Raw genomic sequence first — 19765 nt, 5'->3', positions numbered from 1 at the left:
CGGTTGGGAAATCCCGGGAAATTCCGATGTCCGTTCAAATGGTTTTGCTGCCGGTTTTCGTGCAGGTCGGTCTCACCTTCGCGCTCCTGATCGCCATGGCGATGGGACGCCGGCGCGCGCTCGTGTCCGGCGAGACCAAGAGCCGTGACATTGCGCTGGGCGAGCCCAACTGGCCGAAGGGGGCCACACAATTCGCCAATTGCTACCGCAACCAGTTCGAACTGCCGGTGCTGTTCTACGCCCTGATCGCGCTGGCGCTCCCGTTGCGCCATGCCGATCTGTTCATCGTGCTGATGTCCTGGGTGTTCGTGGTGACGCGCTTCGTCCATGCCGGAATTTTCGTCTCCTCCAACAATCTCGGCCGCCGCTCCACGATCTGGCTCGCGGGCGTGCTCGTCCTGCTCGCGATGTGGATCTACTTCGCTTTGAAAATGCTGTTGCTGATCTAGGCGCTACTCGCCGATCCTGATCTGAAAGATTCAAATGACTCCCGCTGCCCGGCTGTCCGCAGCCATCGAACTGATCGACACCATCGAGAAGGACCGCGTGCCCGCGGCCAAGGCGTTGAAGGAGTGGGGCACCGCGCACCGCTTCGCCGGATCCGGCGACCGCGCCGCCATTGCCGGCCTCGTCTGGGACGTGCTGCGCCGCTATGCCTCGAGCGCCTACCTGATGGATTCGGACACCGCGCGGTCGCGGCTGATCGGCATGCTTCGCCTCGAGCGCAACATGGATGCGGCGACGATGGCCGCGCTGTTCGACGGCAGCCGCTTTGCTCCCGCGCCGTTGACCGAGGCCGAGCAGACCGCGCTCGCCTCGCGGTCGCTTGAAGGGGCCCCGGCCGCGATCGCCGGCGACTATCCAGAATGGCTGGATCCGTATTTGGCAAAGGCGTTCGGCGACGAGCGTGTCGCGGAGGCGGCCGCGATGGCGAGCCGGGCGCCGCTCGACCTGCGCGTCAACACGCTAAAATCCAATCGCGACAAGGTGCTGGGGGCGCTTGCTCATCTTCATGCGAAACCGACGCAGTGGTCCGCAACCGGGCTGCGCATCGAGCTTTCGGCCGATGCGCGCAACCCCGGCATCCAGGCCGAGGAGGATTTCATCAAGGGCGCCATTGAAGTCCAGGATGAGGGGTCGCAGCTTGCAGCTGCCTTGACCGCGGCAAAACCCGGCGAGCAGGTGATCGATCTCTGTGCGGGAGCCGGCGGCAAGACGCTGGCGCTCGCCGCGATGATGCAGGGCAAGGGCCGGCTGATCGCGACCGACAGCGACAAGCGGCAACTCGCGCCCATCCACGAACGCCTGTCGCGCGCCGGCGTCCACAATGCCGATGTGCGCACGCCCAAGGGCGACGCCGATCCGCTGGCCGAGATCAGCGCCACCGCCGACCTCGTCGTGATCGACGCGCCCTGCACGGGAACCGGAACCTGGCGCCGCAACCCAGATGCCAAATGGCGCATGCGCCCGGGCGCGCTGGAGATTCGCTTGCGGGACCAGACCGAGGTGCTCGACCGCGCGGTTCCGCTGGTCAAGGCCGGCGGCCGCATCGCCTACATCACCTGCTCGGTGCTTTCAGAGGAGAACGGCGAGCAGGTGAGGGCGTTCACCGCCCGCCATCCCGAGTTCGCGGTGGTGCCGCCCGAGCAGACCGCGAGCGTGCTCTGGGACAAGGCGGAGGAGTTTGAGCAAGCCGCGCTACGATCCGCCGAAGGGTGGATGATGACGCCGCGGCGGACGGGGACGGACGGGTTCTTCGTCTCGGTGCTGAAGAAATCGTAGCGTCATAGTCGCTCTTGGGGGTGCGGCGACCCCAAACAAAAACCCCGCGAACCGGAACCCGGTCGCGGGGTTTTCTAAGTTGACGTTCTGCCGGTACGTCCGTGGTCAGAACGGTGCGCGGGCTTTAGCCGACGCGGAGATTGTCCGCCGAGGACTTGCCGCTGCGACGATCGGCGACGATGTCGAACGAGACCTTCTGACCTTCGTTGAGGGTCGAGAGGCCAGCGCGCTCGACGGCGCTGATGTGCACGAACACGTCCTTGTCGCCGTCATCTGGCTGAATGAAACCAAAACCCTTTTGATTGTTGAACCACTTCACGGTGCCCATAGCCATGGGAATTTCCTTTGCTTAAGAAGTTAACACGCGGACCGGTACGCATTATTGCGCCCATAGTCCTGATCAGTCGATGTTGGAGAAATCATCTGAAGCGTGCGCGCCCGTCAGCAACGAAGCGAAGCGGCCCAGTCGTTCGGCCAAGTATCGATGATCACAATATAGCGAGATTTTGGGGCCACTTCAAGGCACCACCCGCCGCTCGGGATGTCCCCGTATTTTGCTATTTTGCGGTGCAAATTAACCCGTCCAGGGCGCTCAATCGACGATAAACAGCGTCGCCCCGGTCGCCGTCGAGGACCGGTGCGCGGCGTCGCCGAAATCCGAGACCTGGTAGCTCATCCCCGCCGTGAGCTTGAACTTACGCCCGTCGCGCAGCTCGCTGTCGAGCTCGCCTTGCAACACGTAGAGCACGTGGCCGCGGTCGCACCAATGGTCGGCGAGATAGCCCGGCGTATACTCGACCATCCGAACCCGGAGATCGCCGATGTTGAGCGTGCGCCACTGCGCCTGCCCGGTCTCGCCGGGATGGATGGTCGGCTCGACCTTGCTCCAATCCGTGACGGTGAAGGGGGAGGTGGGGAGCTTCATGGGGGGATCCTGTGTCAGAGCCGGCAGCGCTGTTGTTAGCGCACGCTCGTCCAGCAGTCTCCGTCATTGCGAGCGCAGCGAAGCAATCCAGTGATGCATCTGCAGCGGCAGCCTGGATTGCTTCGCTGCGCTCGCAATGACGAGCTTGAGGCACGCTCGCGCCTCACTCTCGGTGTCATCGCCCGGCTCGACCGGGCGATCCAGTATTCCAGAGGCCGTGCCGTGATACGGAAAAGCCGCGGCGTACTGGATTCCCGCCTTCGCGGGGAATGACAGCGGTGGGTGAGGGCGCGTCGTCCAACCCAGCGAGCGTCAATGCACCGGGTGATTCGCCGAGCCCTGCACGATCTTTCCGGCCGCATTCACCCGCAGATATTCGCAGATCCGCTTTCCCCGCTCGTTCTCGTAGAACACCACCACGCTGTCAGGGCTGACAAACAATTCGATCAGCGAGAAATGCAGGTTCGGCACCAAGGCGAGCGCCTTGCCCCAATAGGCGCGCAATGCATCCTTGCCGCGCACGGTGCCGCTTTCATCGAATCCCAACATGGGGATGCGGTCCGACGTCATCACGGTATCCTCGTCATAGAGCGTGAGCACGCGCTCGAGATCGCGCGCGTTCCAGGCCTCGACCCAGGTCCGGCCGAGCGCGGCGAGCTGTGATGGCTGATTGTGTTGTGACACGAGCGTTCTCCCTGATTGGCGCTGTTTGAGGATGGCGCAATTAGGTCAATAATACTTACCTATATTGATTTGTCCATGCCCAAAGAAGAATGTGGGCGCGCGGCCCGCGCGGTTGCGGGAAAAGCCCCCGTCGCGTATCTGCTTGCCATGACAGCAGCACAGACCGACCGCTCCGCGTCGACGCCCTCGGTGGCCTCGGCGCACGACAAGATTCTCATCGTCGACTTCGGCAGCCAGGTGACGCAGCTCATTGCGCGTCGCGTGCGCGAGGACGGCGTCTATTGCGAGATCGTCCCGTTCAACAAGGCCGAACAAGCCTTCAACGAGATGAAGCCGAAAGCGGTGATTCTCTCCGGCGGTCCTGAGTCGGTGCATGAGGCGGGCTCGCCCCGGGCGCCGCAAGCGATCTTCGATTCCGGCGTGCCCGTGATGGGCATCTGCTACGGCCAGATGGCGATGGCGGAGCAGCTCGGGGGCACTGTCGAGGGCGGCCATTACCGCGAATTCGGCCGCGCCGATGTCGAGGTGAAGGCGCCAAGCAAGCTGTTCGAGGACATCTGGTCGCCGGGCGGCAAGAACCAGGTCTGGATGAGCCATGGCGACCGCATCACCAAAATGCCGCCGGGTTTTTCCGTCGCCGGCACCTCGCCGAACGCGCCGTTCGCGATCATCCAGGACGAGACGCGCAAATATTACGGCCTGATGTTCCACCCGGAAGTGGTGCACACCCCCGACGGTGCCAAACTGATCCGCAACTTCGTTCGCAAAATCGCAGGCCTGTCCGGCGACTGGACCATGCGCGCCTTCCGCGAGGAGGAGATCGCGAAGATCCGCGCCCAGGTCGGCAAGGGCAGGGTGCTCTGCGGCCTGTCCGGCGGAGTCGATTCCGCAGTCGCGGCCGTCTTGATTCACGAAGCCATCGGCGAGCAGCTCACTTGCGTGTTCGTCGATCACGGCATGCTGCGTCTCGACGAAGCCAAGACCGTGGTCGACCTGTTCCGCCACCACTACAACATCCCGCTCGTGCACGTGGATGCCTCGAAGCAGTTTCTCGGCGAGCTTGAAGGCGTCACCGACCCCGAAACCAAGCGCAAGACCATCGGCCGCCTCTTCATCGAGGTGTTCGAGGCGGAGGCCAAGAAGATCGGCGGGGCCGACTTCCTGGCTCAAGGCACGCTCTATCCCGATGTGATCGAGAGCGTCTCCTTCACCGGCGGTCCCTCGGTGACGATCAAGTCACACCACAATGTCGGCGGTCTCCCCGAGCGCATGAACATGAAGCTGGTCGAGCCCCTGCGCGAGCTGTTCAAGGACGAGGTGCGCAAGCTCGGCCGCGAACTCGGCCTGCCCGAAATCTTCGTCGGCCGCCACCCGTTCCCGGGCCCCGGCCTCGCCATCCGCTGTCCCGGCGACATCACACGCGAGAAGCTCGACATCCTGCGCAAGGCCGATGCCGTCTACATCGACCAGATCCGCAAGCACGGGCTCTACGATGACATCTGGCAGGCCTTTGCGGTACTGCTCCCGGTCAAGACGGTCGGAGTCATGGGCGACGGCCGTACGTACGATTTTGTGGTCGGCCTGCGCGCCGTCACCTCCACCGACGGCATGACCGCGGACTTCTACCAGTTCGACATGAAATTCCTCGGCGAGACCGCCACGCGCATCATCAACGAGGTGAAGGGCGTGAACCGGGTGGTGTACGACGTGACCAGCAAGCCGCCTGGGACGATTGAGTGGGAATAATTTTCGCCCTCCGAAGGTGTCCGGGAATACGCCACGGTACGTGGGCCGCCCGCCCTGGAGTGACGAAAAGTGGTGGAAGGCCGGTAAGCGTCCGCCCATCCGGCACGGCCCATCGCCTCTGTCGTCATTTCTTCTTCCGCCGAAACGCCGCGACGAACGCGTCCATGACTGCGGCAAGCGCCGATCCTGCGGGCCCCGGCGCGCGCAACATCCACACGGCCCAAGGAGGCGGTGCGTAGGCGCCGAGTACCGTCACGAGACCGCCCGAGCCGAGGAGAGCCGCCGTTCCAGCCTGCCCGATCCCGGCCCCAAGCACCGTCGCTGCGCGCAGGGCATCCGAACCGTCCACGGTCAGTGCGAAGTCGGGCTGGAGGCGGCGCGTGCCGCCCGGTGCGCGGAACAGCCAGGGCATCAGCCGTCCCGTCGCCGGAAAACGCAGGCCGATCAGCCGGTGCTTTGCGAGATCATCAGGCGTTAGAGGCGTCCCGTGCCTGGCGAGATAGGCGGGCGCGGCAAGGGTGACGAGCGGCAACGGTGCAAGGCGCCGGGCAAGGAGACTGGCGTCGGCGATCCGGGGCGCGATCCGCACCGCGAGATCCCAGCGGCCGCCGCCGAGGTCGGCGAAGTGGTCATCGAGGGTCAACTCCACGCGCAGGGCCGGGTACCGCTCCAGAAGCGAGGCCAAGGCGTGCAGCAGGGTCGGAGCGAGGGAGGCGGCTGCGGTCACGCGCACCGTACCCGCGACCCCTACTGGTGCGCCGAGACGGCTGGCGGCAGCCGCGAGTGCGAGCGCCGGGCCTCGGACCTCGGCAAGGAAGCGCTCACCGTCGGGTGTGAGGGAGAGTGCGCGGGTCGAGCGGCGGAACAGGCGCGCACCGTGCGTGGCCTCGAAGCGGCCGACGAGGCGGGCAATTGCGGCCGGGGTCACGCCGAGCTCGCGCGCGGCCCCGGCGAAGGAGCCCGCCTCGGCAACACGGAGAACGACGACGGCGGCGCGCAGAGTGTCCATGTTTCATTCAATACATTTGGTTGCTTCAGCCGCAACACCATTTGTCCTGCCCTGCGCGGCCCCGCGCCCTTACGTTGGGAGTGTCAGAAGCAGGAAAACGATGATGCGCATTGGAATCGTGGGTGTTGGGCCGGTGGGGCAGACCTTGGGGACCATCTGGGCGCGGGCGGGTCACGAAGTGGCCTTCGGCTCGCGCGACCCGGCTCGGGCGGCGGAGGCGGTGTCGGGTCTTGCCGGTGCGCGAGCGACCACACAGGAACAGGCTGCGGCGTTCGGTGAGGTTGTATTGTGGACGCCGCGCGGCGTCATGCCCGCCAGCCCGGACATGCTCGCCGGGAAGATCGTACTCGACCCGAACAACCGCGAGCCCGGTTCAATCGGCGATTACGCCTCACCGCGTCCCCAAGGACCAAGCTTTGCCGAGCGGCTGCAGGCGGCCGCACCGCGGGCGCGCGTGGTGAAGGCGTTCAATACTGTGGTGATGCAGTTGCTGAGGGAGAATCCCGAGCGGCTGACGGCGTCAGGGGCGCAGGTATTGCTCGCCAGCGACGACGCGGAAGCGAAGATGGTGGCTGCCGCGCTGGCGACGGATGCCGGACTGGCCGCGGTTGATCTCGGGGGGCTGGACGCGGCGTGGCTGGCAGAGACGATGGCCGACGCGTTCCGCCAGGCCATGAGGACGAGCCCTGCCGGATGGCGCCAAGCGCTGGTGTTCGCCGATCTCGCAGGGAGGCCAGGCTACACCTCATGAAGCTGATCTACTCTCTCTTTAGAAGGTACTTCCAATGAAGCTTTTCTACTCTCCGTCCTCATGCTCTTTGTCGCCGCACATCGTGCTGCGCGAACTCGATCTGCCCTTTACGCTCGACCGCGTCGATCCGGCGACCAAGCGAACCGAGTCTGGAAGCGACTATCTGACGATCAATCCGAAGGGCTACGTGCCCGCGCTGGAGCTCGATGACGGGGAGGTTCTAACCGAAGGTCCTGCGATTACGCAGTATCTCGTCGACAGATACGCGCCTGGCACACTCGCGCCGCTCTCCGGCACGATCGAGCGGGCGCGGGTCAACAGCTATTTGACCTATATCGGCACCGAGTTGCACAAGCCGTTCGGTCGGCTGTTCGATCCAGCGCTGACCCCTGACTCCCGTGCGTCGACCGTAGCCTACCTGAATCGCAGGTTTGCGCTGATCGAGCAGGAGCTCGCCGATGGGCAGGCGTTCCTGACCGGTTCGGCCTTCACTCTCCCCGACGCCTATCTTGTCGTGATCCAGCGATGGGGAGCGTTTACTGGCTTCGATCTCTCGCCGTTTCCCAACATCGTTGCGCACGCCGAGCGGGTCATGGCTAGGCCTGCGGTTCGGCTAGCACTCGACGCCGAAAAGTAGGCAGCGGCATTTAGATGCCTAGGTGTCTGAGAACCAATCTTTATCTTGCCCAACGTCAAACAGTTCTTTCCGCGAGGACACGTTTTTAGGGGCTCCGTTTCGGTCGGTTCTGTACCATCATGGTCGATGATGCTATCTGGCGTTGAAGGAACGGAGAATACCTTGTTGACCGATACGGGACTTCAGAAGCTCGAGCCTTGCAAGAAGCTTTGCAAGCACGGCGACCGCGACGGCATGTCCATTGCCGTCCTGCCGATCGATAGGCGCAAGCAGATATGTGAAAGTGGTGACCACACCATCAAGGTGTTGCATTGATGCGCGCCGCGTTGAAAGTGGTGATGGCCGCAATATTTGCCATGCCGGCTGCAGTGGCTCTGGCGAAGTCTCCGGACTGCGCGAGTTGGCCCAGGAACATGGCCCTCGTGCACCTCAAGAACGCCGGCCTGATTGATATCCCATCAGTGATCGAGGCGCAGACCAAGGCCGTTCGTCTCGCGTCCGAAAAGATCGGCAAGGACCTCCACCAGCAGGTTTACGACATCACGTTTCACACCAAGGATGGCAGGACAATCGAGGTCATCACGAAAAACCAGGCATCAAGCGAGGAATGCTCGATGAGCGCCGTCGACGTCTACGTGGTCTCGACGAAAATCGGCGGGTCGGCAGCGCAGCCATCTGAGAGCACGACTAAAAAGTGATCCGGCTGCGCAATCCGCCCTCTCTCGCCGAGTCGCGCTCAAGATGGCGGATTACGCTTCGCTAATCCGCCCTACGATCTCTCTCACGGCTTCACGAACCGATAGGCGAAGCGATCGGTCTTGCCCTTGATCGCGGGATCGAACACCTTGATCGTGTGCGGATCGTTATTGTTCGCGAGCAGGGTGCTTTCCGCGTCCAGCACGAAGCCGGCCGCCTCCACCTCCCTGCGAACGGATGCAGGCTCGATCCGGTGCAGCGATTGGGCGTTGCTGGTGCCCGCGCCGAGCGCGGCGGAGTGGTCGACGATGACGTAGCACCCGCCGGGCTTCAGCCGCTCGTAGACGGCGCGATTGAAGCGCGCCGCCGTCGCGCCCCTGGCCTGGATCAGCGCGGTGTGGAGATCGTGGTAGAACAGGTGCAGCCACAGGACATCCGCTGGTCGCGTGGCCTGCGGCATCGCCACGAGGTCCGCCGAGACGGCTTCGACGTTGTCTCGGCCCGGCTCCTTCGCAAGCATCCGCATGCGGCCGACGGGATCGTTCTTGAAGTGGGCGATCTCGGCCGGCACGAAGCTGTCAACCCGTCCTCCGGGTCCCACGATCTCGGAGAAGAGACGGGTCCAGTCGCCGTCGCCTGGATAAACGTCGATGACGGTGGCGCCCGCATCTATTCGTGCGAACCGGATCAACTCCGATAGCCTGGATTGGTCGTACATAGGGATCTCCTTTACGGTCGGGCATTCGACGCGCGCGCGGCCCGCGCCAGCGCCTGGGTGTCGATGTACTCCCGGATGTTCGTCAGTTTGCCGTCCCGGACCGTGATGGCGAAGATCCAGTCGTCCTCGAAAATCTTGTTCGTGGCTTTGATCCTTCCCTTCGCGAAGCCGGCGACCAGCACCCGGTCTCCTTGCGCGACGAACTCCCGGGGTTCCGTCGACGTTTCGATCGACTTGGATGCCGTCTCGAGCAGATCCGTCACCCCGTCGTGCCCGCGGTGCGTTCCGGCCAGCGGCCAGTCTTCGCCCGGGATGATCCACTCGATGTCCTCAGTGACCAGCGCCAGCAGAGCCTCCCTGTCGCCGCGGCCGATCGCGGCGAAGAAGTCCTTTACGGTCTGGATGTTTTTCTCGGTGCTCATTCGAGTTTCTCCATTTCGCTGCGATCGGATCGCGCGCGATCCGATCGCATGCTTCGTGTCCCCGTGTTCGTCAGCCGAACTTGACCAAATCCTTGAAGATCAGCTGACCCCAGCTGTTTCCGCGCGCCTGCACGAGCAGTCCACCTTCCGAAAGCCCGCCGAGCTTGATCGGCGCGAAGCCGAGCTTTTCCGCAAGCGCGCCAACCTCCGCTGCAGCAGCATCATCGTCGCTCGCCAGGAACACGACTCTCCTGCCACCATGGACGGCCGGATCCTGGCCAAGCACGGCAGCACCCAGATGGTTGAAGCCCTTGACCAGTCGACCGCCATTGAAGGCTTGCGCGACGGCCCTGGACGAAGGTTGTCCCCCCAGTTTCTCCGGGGGCACGCCGTAGGCATTGGTCACATCGGCGATCGTCTTGCCCTGCCACGTCGGCAGCGCCTTCGCGACATCCTGGTGCGACTCGAAACGGACCGCCAAGAAGACGATGTCCGCCTTGACCGCGTTCGCCAGTGTTTTGGGAATGATCGTGGGTCCGATCGCGGCCGCGGCGGATGCAAAGCTCTCCGGGTCGCGCGTGGTTGCAACGGATACTTCGATGCCGTTGCGGGCAAACGCCCTGGCCAGCGCCTGGCCGATATGGCCGAAGCCGATAATTGCGTAGCTCATGATGTTTCTCTGATTTTGTGTTGATGCCGCGGTCAGACCTGCGCCATGCCGCCATCGACGGCGAGATCCACGCCGGTGATGTAAGAACTTTCATCGGAGGCGAGGAACGTGACGGCAGCCGCGATTTCCTCCGGCTTGCCCCTGCGACCCATGGGGATCTGTGAAGCAAACTGAGCGGCCGCTTGCTCGGCTTGCTCGCGGGTCAGGCCCGTCGTCGTCTCCAGGGCAGGGGTCTCGGTCGGTCCGGGGCTCATCGTATTCACGCGGATGTTGCGGTCTTTCAGCTCCAGCGTCCAAGCGCGCGAGAAGTTACGCACGGCCGCCTTGCTCGCGGCGTAGACGCTGAACCCCGGCAACCCCAACACATTCGACACCGAAGAATTCAGGATGATCGAACCGCCGTCCTTGAAGAGGGGCAGGGCTTTCTGCACCGTAAAGAACAGCCCCTTCACGTTCACATCGAAGGTCTGGTCGAAATGGGCCTCGGTCGCTAGCGCGAGCGGCGCGATCGTCCCCGCGCCCGCGTTCGCGAAGAGAATGTCGATGTGACCATGTTTCTCTTTCACGACGGCATAGAGCCGGTCCAGGTCTTCCAAGCGAGAGACGTCGCTCACGACCGTCGTCACGTTTGTCTTGATGAACGCTGCGGCCTCCTTCAGCTCTTTCTCGCGTCGCCCGGTGATCACCACGTGCGCACCTTCGTCCACGAAGCGCTTGGCTGTGGCCAACCCGATCCCGCTGCTTCCGCCGGTGACGACTGCGATCTTGCCTTCTAGTTTTTTCATGTCGTTTCTCTTTCGTTATGTGTGAGCCTGGCGCGGGACCGCGCCGGGAGTCAGAGTTGCGCAAGTCCGCCGTCGACGGCGACTTCGCTGGCGGTCATGAAGCTGCTGTCCGACGAGGCGAGAAAGGCCGCCACGGCACCAATTTCCGAGGGATCGGCCATGCGCTGCAGCGGGGTCATCGCGGCGAACACCTTCTGGCCCTCTTCGCCCAGCGCTTCCTTCGCGAGTTCGGTCGCAGTCGCCCCGGGCGAGAGCACGTTGACGCGGAGGCCGCTGCCCTTCAGATCCTCCGCCCAGGTCCGCGCGAGGTTGCGCACGGCCGCCTTGCTCGCGCTGTAGGCGCTCATGGCCTGGGCGCCCGTGGTGCCCGCGCTCGATCCGGTCAGGATGATCGAACCGCCCCGGCGCATCAGCGGCAGCGCCTTCTGCACCGTGAAGATCGTACCCTTCACATTGGTGTCGAAGGTTTCGTCGATGTGCGCGGCCGTGATCTTGCCGAGCGCAAGCTGGCTTCCCGCTCCGGCATTGGCGAAGACGATGTCGAGGGTTCCGCGCTCGGCCTTCACCGCCGCGTAGAGCCGGTCGAGGTCGGCCTCATCCGAGACCGAGCCCTTCACCGCGCGGACGTTGGGCCCGAGGGCGGCGACAGCTGCGTCGAGCGCTTGCTGCCGGCGGCCGAAGATGAAGACGAAGGCGCCGTCCTCGATGAAACGCTTTGCCGCGGCGCGGCCGATGCCGGTTGCGCCACCCGTGATGACTGCAACCTTGCCGTCGAGCTTTCCCATAAGTTCTCCTGTCGTGGTGTCGGGCAGAATCTGCCCCCGAGACCCGCGACATAGGTCCGCCGGCGTCAGGCGTTGAGTGCGGAAGCGCGCACATCGGTGGTGCGAAATCGATCCGGCCCGACGACTGACGCCAGCGGTCACCATCGGCGTCCGCCGCTCGGAATTGTGCCGTTCTTGCCGGCAGAGGCTATGATCACCGCCGGACTCCTGTTAGATGCCTCAGGTACGAGCTTTGGAAGGCGCACCGCGCGGTGCGGGATCGCACCATGATCGATTGGGACGACGTTCGCTACTTTCTAGCCGTCGCGCGCGGAGGCTCGGTGCGGGCCGCCGCCGAGCGCCTCGATGTGAACCATGCGACCGTGCTGCGACGCATCGCCCAGCTCGAGGAACGCCTCGGGGTCCAGATGTTCGAAAAGCTGCCTTCGGGCTACCGCCTGACGGCTGCGGGCGAGGAGGTCCTCGAATTCGCGGACCAGATGGAAGCGTCGTCGCACCAGCTGGAGACGCGCGTCTTCGGGCGCGACCAGGGCGTGCGCGGGCGTCTGCGGGTGACGCTGGCGCCGCCGATGGCGACACATCTGCTCATGCCTGATTTCGCCGATTTCGCGCGTCTGCATCCTGATATCGAGATGGATATCCTGTCGTTTGGCGAGCTGGCCAACCTGACCAACCGTGAGGCCGACGTCGCGATCCGCGTCGTCTACGACCGCAAAACCCTGCCGCTCAATCTTCACGGCATGAAGGGACCGGAGCTGTTCGGCGCCGTCTACATGTCCAGGGATCGGCTGGCCGCGTGGCGTGCCGGCGCGCCCGATCCCTTCCGCTGGATCGTCATCAGCATGCATGGCATCCCGGACTGGGCCGGCGCGGGCGAGGTTCGCACCACGGGCATTCCATTCAGGACCTCGGATGCCGGGGCGCAGATCGCCGCGGTCCGGCAGGGGCTCGGCATCACGACACTGCCGTGCTTTGTCGGCGATGCCGACCCGCTGCTGGTGCGGGTGCCGGGGACCGAGTTGCACATGTACGGAACGGTTTGGCTTCTCACACAGGGGGAGACACGCAAGACCAAGCGCGTGCGGCTCTTCACCGAGTTCATATCCCGCAGGCTCGCCGCGTACGCGCGGCTTCTCGCGGGGCTGGCGGGGGCGCGCGACTGAGGCGCGGTGGGTTGCAGGCTTGGCTCGGCTCGCCAAAGCAAAGCGGGATTCACCCACCTTGAGCGTGATCTGCGGCTTGTGACCCTAAGCGGGCGTCGAATCTGAAGGGCCTTCGTTGCGATACAGCGTGCGTACCGCAATTTCTGCGATATCATCCGTTTGCACGAATGCCCGCACTCGATGGATATTCACCGTGCGCGTGGCCGCGCAAGGAGATGAAACCATGACCGCGAATCCTTTCTCGGACCTTACGCGGCTGATTAACGGCTATCAGATTTCGCAGGCCATTCACGTAGCGGCCCGGCTTGGCATACCCGACCACCTCAGTCACGGGCCGCTAAGCAGCAACGAACTTGCTCGGCTCAGCGGATCGCATCCGAGGACACTTTATCGGCTCTTGCGGGCGCTGGCTTCAGCCGGTGTTTTCCACGAGGCCGAGAACAAGACGTTCTCGCTCACTCCGATCGGCGAGTGTCTTCGTTCTGACTCGCCGACGCCACTCGATGGCTGGGCCGCATATGTCGGCCGACCTTATGCCTGGCAGGCCTGGGGCCATCTTGAACACAGCGTTCGCACTGGGGAGAATGCCTTTCGGCATCTCAACGGTCAGAGCGTATGGGAGTATCGCAGCACCCGTCCAGATGAGAACGCGATCTTCAACCGAGCCATGACGGCCAATTCTCGCGGCGCCATCGAGGCCATCGTCGCTGCCTACGATTTCAGCCGTTTTCGGCACGTCGCGGATATTGGGGGTGGCCAAGGTCAACTGCTGGCAGGAATTCTCGCCGCAAACAAGAGCCTGCGCGGAACGCTGTTCGATCAGCCCCACGTGGTTGGCAAGGCGGCTGAAGTTCTGAACCAACATGGTGTCGCCGACAGATGCGAAATCGTTGGAGGCAGTTTCTTTGAAACGATCCCGGAGGGGGCCGACGCCTATGTGATGCGGGCGATCATCCACGATTGGGACGACAAGGAATCGATTTCTATCCTGAAGAGCTGCCGCCGCGCTATGACCGCTGATGCCAGATTGCTCCTTGTCGAACGTGTGGTGGAGCCGCCGAACGAGGGACCAATCTCGAAATTCAGTGACCTGAATATGCTCGTCATGCTCGGTGCGCTGGAACGGAGCTACGAAGAGTATTCCGAGCTATGCCGAACGGCCGGATTTGAGATGCGCGGCACAACTCGCGCGGGATCGCACTTCCAGGTCATCGAGGCAGTTCCCGCTTAGACCGAACTGGTGTGGGACCTTGCTTCCGCCGCAGGGAGGCCGCATCAAATGCGCTTTCGTAACCTGAGGTCTGGTTATGGCCGCTAGCCACTTAGCGAGTACATGCCTTAATCCGCCCCAACCGAACCTTCCCGTCGCTGAGCCGCGATCAACATCTCCACAAACGCAGTCACCTTAGGCGGACGGAAGCGAGCCGCAGGGTAGACCGTGTGGATGCCGCCAGATGGCAGTTGCCATTGCGGCAGGATGTGGATGAGCCGCCCCGCCGCGAGATCGTCGGACACCAGGAAATCCGGCAACACCGAAAGGCCGCCGCCGGCGAGCACGGCCGCGAGCACTCCCGGCGTCGTGTCGATGGTGATGCTGGCCTGCAGGCGCACGGCGCGTCGATCAAGATCGCCGCGCGAGAACTGCCACAGCAGCGGCTCGCGCAGCGCCATGTTGGCGACGAACGGGAGCGTCGCGAGGTCGTCGGGATCGCGCGCGGCGGCAATCCGATCCGTGAATGCGGGAGCGCCGACCAGACATTGCCGGAACGATCCGATCTTGCGCGCCTGCAGGCTGGAATCGACCAGCCAGCCGACGCGGATTGCCATGTCGATCTGGCCTGAGGCGAGGTCGACCGTCTGATCTTCGAGCGTCAACTCCACCCGGCAGTTGGGATAGCGTGCCGCGTAGGCCGTGACGACGGCGACGACGACGGCGGTGCCGTAGTCGTTGGGCGCCGTGATCCGCAATGTGCCGGTCGGCGCGGCGGCCGCCTGGGCGAGCTCGTCGAAGGCACCCTCCGCCTCGCGCAGGATCATGACGCAGCGCGCATGAAACATGCGGCCTGCGTCGGTCGGATGGACCCGGCGCGTCGTGCGCACGAGAAGGCTGGTGCCGAGATCGCGCTCCAGCTGTGCCACCTGCTGGCTCACCACGGCCTTGGTGATGCCGAGCCGCTCGGCGGCCCGCGTGAAGGATCCGGTGTCCACGACGGCTGCGAAATAGGCGAGGCGGTTCAGGTTCATAGGCTCAGCTCGGTGAGATCTTACTGTCAGTATATCACATACATTCTGTCTGTTTTGTTGATATTCATCTACCAATGTGCGCATGCCACATTGCGGTTCAAGGAGATCGCCATGTCCGCGCCGATTCAAATCACCTACCTGTTCGACCCGCTCTGCGGCTGGTGCCACGGCGCCTCCACGTTGCTCGAACAGCTCGTCGCCCGACCGGATTTTGCGGTCGAACTTGCGCCGACAGGCCTGTTCGCCGGCGAGGGCGCCCGTCCGATGGACGATGGTTTTGCAGCCTACGCCTGGAGCAGCGACCAGCGGATTTCGCGTCTGAGCGGTCAGCCCTTCAGTGAAGCCTATCGTCGCGATGTGCTGGGCGACCGCACGCGCCTGTTCGATTCCGGCCCGGCGACATTGGCGCTCACGGCTGTCGCGCTCACGGCGCCTGATCGGGAGTTCGCGGCGCTGAAGGCCTTCCAGTTCGTCCGCTATGTCGAAGGCCGCGACAGCACGGACATGTCCGTTCTGTTGGATGTGCTCTGCGCGATGAATTTGCCGGAGGTTGCCGCGCGTCTGGCGAGCCCCGACGTCGCACTGATCACCGCATACCGCGCGCGCCTCGAGGCCGCGCGTGCCGAAATGCGCCGGCTCGGCGCCAACGGCGTCCCGGCCCTGATCGTAGGCACCGGCAATGATCGCCGCCTTGTGCAGGCAAGCGCGCTGTTCGGCAGCCTGGACGTCCTGATCGATGGACTGAAGGCGGCGTGAGCGCAGCGATCAACACAGTCGAGACCATCCCATTTGAATTTCGAAATCGCAGACCAGCACCAGGAGACCAACATGCTGACAAGGAGAACCATCATGAAAACCACTCTCGCCGCGGGGGCCACGGCAGTCTTCGCACCTGCAGGCCTCGGCCATGCCGCAGGCGGACTCACCTGGAAGCATTTTCCAGCCGGACAGAACGGCTTCTTCCGGGCTCCCGTTCTGGTGTCCGGGCCGAGCGAAGCAGTGCTGATCGATGGCGGCTTCACGTTGTCCGATGGCAAGGCGGTCGCTGACGCCATCAAGGCCACCGGCAAGAAGCTCACCACCATCTATATCAGCCAGTCGGACCCGGATTATTATTTCAGCCTCGGCGCCATCAAGGCGGCGTTTCCGGAGGCCCGCGTGCTCGCGGCGCCCGCGACATTGGCGGCCATTAACGCCAGCGTCGAAAAGAAGCTTGCCGTCTGGGGGCCGCAGCTCAAGGCGAACGGCCCGCAGGTGCTGGCCGATGTGGTCATTCCCGAAGCGTTCGACGGCAAGACGCTCAACGTGGACGGCGAGACCATCGAGATCGTCAGCGCGGATGGCCTGGTCAACCGGCGCTACCTGTTCGTGCCCTCGCTCAACGCGGTGTTCGGCGGCGTGCTGATCTTCTCGGGCGTCCATGTCTGGACCGCCGACACGCCGACCCGGGAGCAGCGCGCCGCCTGGATCGCCAATCTCGAAAAGATCGCGGCGCGCAAGCCGGCGGTCGTCGTCCCCGGCCATCTGTCGGTCGATGGGAAGACCGATCTGTCCGGGGTCGAGCACACCATCACCTACCTCAAGGCGTTCGACGAAGAGCTGGCCAAGGTCAAGGAGTCCGCGGCGCTCAAGGCGGCGATGGAGGCGCGCTTCCCCAGCCTCGGCATGGGCGTTGCGCTCGACATCGGCGCCAAGGTCGCCACCGGCGAGATGAAATGGGGGTGAGATGGGGGCGAACCTCGACTTGATCCGCGCCACCTACGAGGGATCGTCGTCGGAAGAGAACGGCCGCAATCTGTTGGCCGCTCTCGCTCCCGATGCCGCATGGACCGAAGCGGAAGGGTTTCCGTACGCGGGCACCTATGTCGGACCCGACGCGATCATATCAGGCGTGTTCCGGCGTCTGGCCACCGAATGGACCGGCTACCGCGCCGACGTTCACACCTATCTCGAAGACGGCGACCGCGTCGCGGCCTTCGGCGTCTACTCCGGGACCTACAAGGCGACGGGCAAGACCATGCGCGCGACGTTCGCGCATCTCTATCTGGTGAAGAACGGCAAGATCGCCAGCATGACGCAATATGTCGACACCGCGATGGTGCAGAAGGCGCTGGAGCTTGCTGGCCTGTAACAGCGGTATGATCTCGGAATCTAGGAGAGGGGAGCCCGCGACATGCGGGCTCCCTTTTTCCGTTTTGACGGCCGCCAGATCTGATGAAGTTCGCCACGTCCGTTGCCGCCGTCTTGATCGTTGCGCAGGCGCCCAGCACGCTCAAAATAGGATCGACGGGATGCCTGCTAATCCGCAAGATCGGTCGAGCGTGTCATGGCCGTCAACGACTAGATGGAGCCGCCACGGAGGAGGGACGATGAAGGCGGCGCTGCAAAACTACCAGGACCGGATGCGGCGGGTGCTGGACCATATCGACCGGCATCTCGACGGCGATCTGGATCTGGACACGGTGAGTGCTGTTGCGGCCTTCTCGAAGTTTCATTTCCACCGGCAGTTCTCGGCGACCTTCGGGGTATCGGTGCATCGCTATGTCCAGCTGGCCCGCATGAAGCGCGCGTCGCATCAGCTGGCCTACATGGACGCCCTTGATGTCACGGAGATCGCGATGGATGCCGGTTACGAGGCACCGGACGCCTTCGCCCGCGCCTTTCGGCAACGGTTCGGGCAATCGCCGTCGTCGTTCCGGAAGTCTCCCGACTGGGAGCCGTGGCTTGCGGCCTTCGGGCCTCTCGACAATGCCAGGAGCAAGCTCATGCAGAAAACGTTTACCACCGACGACGTGACGATCCGCGATGTGCCCCCGACGCCGGTGGCGATCATGGAGCATCGCGGCGACCCCACGACGCTTCCCGCCACCATCCAGCGCTTCATCGCGTGGCGCAAGGCATCTCACCTGCACCCCAGCACAAGTCCGACCTTCAATGTCTGGCGTTCCGAGCGGCGGCCTGCGTCACCCGCCGATTACAGCGTCGACCTCTGCGTCGGGACCGACCAGCCGATCGTGGCGAACGGCGAAGAAATCAAGGCCGGCGACATCCCCGGCGGACGCTGCGCGGTGCTGCGCGTTATCGGCTACACCGACAACCTCGAGCCGGCCGCGCTCTTCCTTTATCGCGACTGGCTTCCGGCTAGCGGAGAGGAAGCACGCGACTTCCCGATCTATTGTCAGCGGCTGAGCTTCTTTCCGGAGGTGCCGGAGCACGAGACGGTCGCGGACCTCTTTCTGCCGCTGAAATAACCCTGGCGGCGGCCTGGCTTTCGGTCGCAACAAGCCGGCGGGCCGCTATCCGCGATCAATGCCGCCGCCATCCGATCCCGCATGTGACTCGGGAAACGGGTGGCAGCTTGCCGGTGCCTGATGTCTTGTTCGCTTGCTTTGACATCAGGAGAGTCTCGCGGTGGAACTGGCAAACAAAACGATCATCATAACCGGCGCCAGCAGCGGTATCGGTGCTGCCGCGGCGTCGCTGTTCGCGTCCGAAGGCGCCGATGTGGTGCTCGGGGCTCGCCGCGCCCCCGAGCTGCAGACCATTGTTGCAAGCATCAAGAGCGCCGGAGGGCGCGCGACTTTTCTCCCGGGCGACGTTCGGGACACCGGCTATGCAACCCGCCTTGTCGAGCACGCCGTCAAGACCTTCGGAAAGCTCGACGGCGCTCTCAACAATGCCGGCATCGTCGGCGACATGACGCGGGTCCCCGAGATGAGCGTCGAAAATTGGACCGATGTGCTTGCGGTGAATCTCACCTCGGCATTCCTCGGCGCAAAGGCGCAGATCCCGGCGCTGCGCAAGCAGGGCGGCGGTTCGATCGTTTTCACCTCGTCCTTCGTTGGCTTCAGCAACGGGGGCTTGCCGGGAATGGCGGCGTACGCAGCTTCAAAGGCAGGACTGATCGGCCTGGCTCAATCACTGGGCGCCGAGCATGCGGCCGAAGGCATTCGCGTCAACGCGCTTCTGCCCGGAGGGACCGTCACCCCGTCGGCAGGCGAAGGAAATCCCGACGCCCTGAATTTCATCGCCGGGCTCCACCCGATGAAGCGGATGGCCAGTCCCAAGGAGATCGCGCAGGCAGCCGTTTTTCTCCTGAGCGACCGGGCATCGTTCATGACGGGCAGCCCCATGACGGTAGACGGCGGCATGTCGGTCCGTTTGACCTGATGACGAATCCGTTCGGGTCTGATCGACGGGGCTCTGCCCCGTCGATCAGACCAGTTCATGACGGGGTGCGGTCGCGAAAGCCTGTCTCACCCGCGCGCCTCCTGCCAGTGCGGATAGGTGACATAGGCGGTGACGGCGCCTTGCTCGTGCGAGCGGATGGTGACCTGCGCACCCTTGGGCATGTGGACGATCTCGCCCGGACCGGCGGTCACGGTGCCGGCGTTGCTCGACACCGAGAGCTTCCCTTCGAGCACGACCATGACGTCGTCAACAGCGATTTTCTCGTCGAGGATCTGGTTCGGCGCGTAGCGGCCGTAGCCGATGGTGACCGGCGCGTCGTGACGCTGGTCGATCACATTGCCGACGAATATGTCGCCATCCTGTCCCGGCGAACGCTCGAGCGTTGCGTCCGAGATGGCAAACTTGCGAACTTGCATGAGATGTCTTCCGTCTGCGATCAAAGTTGGCGGAGTGAGGATGATAGAAGTCGCAAGCAAGTGTTTTGTTCAACCCGCCTTGCGGGGCGGTTTGACGCAGATGGCGCGGACGATGGTGGAGCGCAGGAGACGGTTGGTGCC

At 63.9% G+C, this 19765-nt stretch carries 25 protein-coding genes; 14 read left to right on the top strand and 11 right to left on the bottom strand.

All coding sequences use genetic code 11. The features are described from left to right. The first annotated feature begins 26 nt into the window (after nt 1-26). Both AC0L27_RS05805 and AC0L27_RS05800 read left to right on the top strand, forming a co-directional pair. Entirely contained in the window at nt 27-449 is a 423-nt protein-coding gene (locus AC0L27_RS05805; protein WP_275167293.1) for an MAPEG family protein, read from the top strand. 34 nt (nt 450-483) lie between these two features. Next, nucleotides 484-1782 (top strand): RsmB/NOP family class I SAM-dependent RNA methyltransferase, encoded by a 1299-nt coding sequence (locus AC0L27_RS05800; RefSeq protein WP_354204082.1) that lies wholly within the window; start codon nt 484-486, stop codon nt 1780-1782. A 124-nt stretch (nt 1783-1906) separates the two neighbouring features. Here the strand turns inward: AC0L27_RS05800 and AC0L27_RS05795 are convergent, their stop codons facing one another. From AC0L27_RS05795 to AC0L27_RS05785, 3 genes are all read right to left on the bottom strand, one after another. Beyond that, on the bottom strand, nt 1907-2116 hold the full coding sequence (locus AC0L27_RS05795; RefSeq protein WP_007592195.1) for a cold-shock protein: 210 nt from the start codon (nt 2114-2116) through the stop codon (nt 1907-1909). 258 nt (nt 2117-2374) lie between these two features. Then, on the bottom strand, nt 2375-2707 hold the full coding sequence (locus AC0L27_RS05790) for a DHCW motif cupin fold protein (RefSeq protein WP_219683300.1): 333 nt from the start codon (nt 2705-2707) through the stop codon (nt 2375-2377). Between the two features lie 312 nt (nt 2708-3019). Beyond that, nucleotides 3020-3391: a nuclear transport factor 2 family protein gene (locus tag AC0L27_RS05785; protein WP_354204080.1), complete on the bottom strand. Its 372-nt coding sequence runs from the start codon at nt 3389-3391 to the stop codon at nt 3020-3022. Between the two features lie 147 nt (nt 3392-3538). On the opposite strand from AC0L27_RS05785, the gene guaA reads away from it, so the two are divergent. Then, complete coding sequence (gene guaA / locus AC0L27_RS05780) at nt 3539-5137, top strand: glutamine-hydrolyzing GMP synthase (protein ID WP_473318228.1); 1599 nt, start codon at nt 3539-3541, stop codon at nt 5135-5137. A 124-nt stretch (nt 5138-5261) separates the two neighbouring features. Here the strand turns inward: guaA and AC0L27_RS05775 are convergent, their stop codons facing one another. Then, on the bottom strand, nt 5262-6146 hold the full coding sequence (locus tag AC0L27_RS05775) for a LysR family transcriptional regulator (RefSeq protein ID WP_354204076.1): 885 nt from the start codon (nt 6144-6146) through the stop codon (nt 5262-5264). Between the two features lie 100 nt (nt 6147-6246). Here AC0L27_RS05775 and AC0L27_RS05770 point away from each other — a divergent pair, with 100 nt between their 5' ends. The 4 genes from AC0L27_RS05770 (at nt 6247) to AC0L27_RS05755 (ending at nt 8232) form a co-directional block, all read left to right on the top strand. Then, nucleotides 6247-6897 carry an NADPH-dependent F420 reductase gene (locus AC0L27_RS05770; RefSeq protein ID WP_354213823.1) on the top strand — a complete coding sequence of 217 codons (651 nt, stop codon included), beginning with the start codon at nt 6247-6249 and terminating at the stop codon, nt 6895-6897. 34 nt (nt 6898-6931) lie between these two features. Further along, on the top strand, nt 6932-7534 hold the full coding sequence (gstA, locus tag AC0L27_RS05765; RefSeq protein WP_354204072.1) for a glutathione transferase GstA: 603 nt from the start codon (nt 6932-6934) through the stop codon (nt 7532-7534). A gap of 162 nt (nt 7535-7696) precedes the next feature. After that, on the top strand, nt 7697-7849 hold the full coding sequence (locus AC0L27_RS05760) for an integrase (RefSeq protein WP_354204070.1): 153 nt from the start codon (nt 7697-7699) through the stop codon (nt 7847-7849). Then, nucleotides 7849-8232 carry a hypothetical protein gene (locus AC0L27_RS05755; protein ID WP_354204068.1) on the top strand — a complete coding sequence of 128 codons (384 nt, stop codon included), beginning with the start codon at nt 7849-7851 and terminating at the stop codon, nt 8230-8232. The genes AC0L27_RS05760 and AC0L27_RS05755 overlap by 1 nt, the downstream gene beginning before the upstream one ends. Nucleotides 8233-8315: 83 nt before the next feature. Here the strand turns inward: AC0L27_RS05755 and AC0L27_RS05750 are convergent, their stop codons facing one another. The 5 genes from AC0L27_RS05750 to AC0L27_RS05730 form a co-directional block, all read right to left on the bottom strand. Next, the gene (locus AC0L27_RS05750; protein WP_354254921.1) at nt 8316-8948 is read right to left on the bottom strand and encodes a class I SAM-dependent methyltransferase; all 633 of its coding nucleotides are present in this window, start codon (nt 8946-8948) and stop codon (nt 8316-8318) included. An 11-nt stretch (nt 8949-8959) separates the two neighbouring features. Beyond that, nucleotides 8960-9370, bottom strand: coding sequence for a nuclear transport factor 2 family protein (locus AC0L27_RS05745; RefSeq protein WP_354204064.1), 411 nt, complete (start codon nt 9368-9370; stop codon nt 8960-8962). Nucleotides 9371-9440: 70 nt separating this feature from the next. Next, complete coding sequence (locus AC0L27_RS05740) at nt 9441-10040, bottom strand: NADPH-dependent F420 reductase (protein WP_473318094.1); 600 nt, start codon at nt 10038-10040, stop codon at nt 9441-9443. 32 nt (nt 10041-10072) lie between these two features. After that, on the bottom strand, nt 10073-10825 hold the full coding sequence (locus AC0L27_RS05735; protein ID WP_354204062.1) for an SDR family NAD(P)-dependent oxidoreductase: 753 nt from the start codon (nt 10823-10825) through the stop codon (nt 10073-10075). 50 nt (nt 10826-10875) lie between these two features. After that, the gene (locus AC0L27_RS05730; RefSeq protein WP_354204060.1) at nt 10876-11610 is read right to left on the bottom strand and encodes an SDR family NAD(P)-dependent oxidoreductase; all 735 of its coding nucleotides are present in this window, start codon (nt 11608-11610) and stop codon (nt 10876-10878) included. A gap of 266 nt (nt 11611-11876) precedes the next feature. Here AC0L27_RS05730 and AC0L27_RS05725 point away from each other — a divergent pair, with 266 nt between their 5' ends. Together AC0L27_RS05725 and AC0L27_RS05720 are read left to right on the top strand one after the other, a co-directional pair. Beyond that, complete coding sequence (locus AC0L27_RS05725; RefSeq protein WP_473318091.1) at nt 11877-12773, top strand: LysR family transcriptional regulator; 897 nt, start codon at nt 11877-11879, stop codon at nt 12771-12773. A gap of 223 nt (nt 12774-12996) precedes the next feature. After that, the gene (locus tag AC0L27_RS05720; RefSeq protein ID WP_473318089.1) at nt 12997-14004 is read left to right on the top strand and encodes a methyltransferase; all 1008 of its coding nucleotides are present in this window, start codon (nt 12997-12999) and stop codon (nt 14002-14004) included. Between the two features lie 107 nt (nt 14005-14111). Here the strand turns inward: AC0L27_RS05720 and AC0L27_RS05715 are convergent, their stop codons facing one another. Next, a complete protein-coding gene (locus AC0L27_RS05715) occupies nt 14112-15017 on the bottom strand; it encodes a LysR family transcriptional regulator (protein WP_354204054.1) in 906 nt (301 codons plus the stop codon). 111 nt (nt 15018-15128) lie between these two features. Here AC0L27_RS05715 and AC0L27_RS05710 point away from each other — a divergent pair, with 111 nt between their 5' ends. The 5 genes from AC0L27_RS05710 to AC0L27_RS05690 all read left to right on the top strand — a co-directional run bounded on the left by AC0L27_RS05710 (nt 15129) and on the right by AC0L27_RS05690 (nt 19187). After that, nucleotides 15129-15773, top strand: coding sequence for a DsbA family protein (locus AC0L27_RS05710; RefSeq protein ID WP_354204052.1), 645 nt, complete (start codon nt 15129-15131; stop codon nt 15771-15773). A 72-nt stretch (nt 15774-15845) separates the two neighbouring features. Further along, nucleotides 15846-16742, top strand: coding sequence for an MBL fold metallo-hydrolase (locus AC0L27_RS05705; protein ID WP_473318086.1), 897 nt, complete (start codon nt 15846-15848; stop codon nt 16740-16742). 1 nt (nt 16743) lies between these two features. Next, nucleotides 16744-17148: a nuclear transport factor 2 family protein gene (locus AC0L27_RS05700; protein ID WP_354204050.1), complete on the top strand. Its 405-nt coding sequence runs from the start codon at nt 16744-16746 to the stop codon at nt 17146-17148. A 238-nt stretch (nt 17149-17386) separates the two neighbouring features. Beyond that, nucleotides 17387-18268 carry an AraC family transcriptional regulator gene (locus AC0L27_RS05695; RefSeq protein WP_354204048.1) on the top strand — a complete coding sequence of 294 codons (882 nt, stop codon included), beginning with the start codon at nt 17387-17389 and terminating at the stop codon, nt 18266-18268. Between the two features lie 160 nt (nt 18269-18428). Continuing rightward, complete coding sequence (locus AC0L27_RS05690; RefSeq protein ID WP_354055239.1) at nt 18429-19187, top strand: SDR family oxidoreductase; 759 nt, start codon at nt 18429-18431, stop codon at nt 19185-19187. A gap of 86 nt (nt 19188-19273) precedes the next feature. Here AC0L27_RS05690 and AC0L27_RS05685 read toward each other — a convergent pair whose 3' ends face one another. Next, nucleotides 19274-19624, bottom strand: coding sequence for an ethanolamine utilization protein (locus AC0L27_RS05685; RefSeq protein ID WP_354055237.1), 351 nt, complete (start codon nt 19622-19624; stop codon nt 19274-19276). Nucleotides 19625-19765: the final 141 nt, after the last annotated feature.

This window comes from Bradyrhizobium sp. Ken51 (assembly GCF_055807435.1).
Note: the sequence above shows the minus strand (reverse complement) of the source record. Positions and strands in the feature narration are given on the sequence as shown.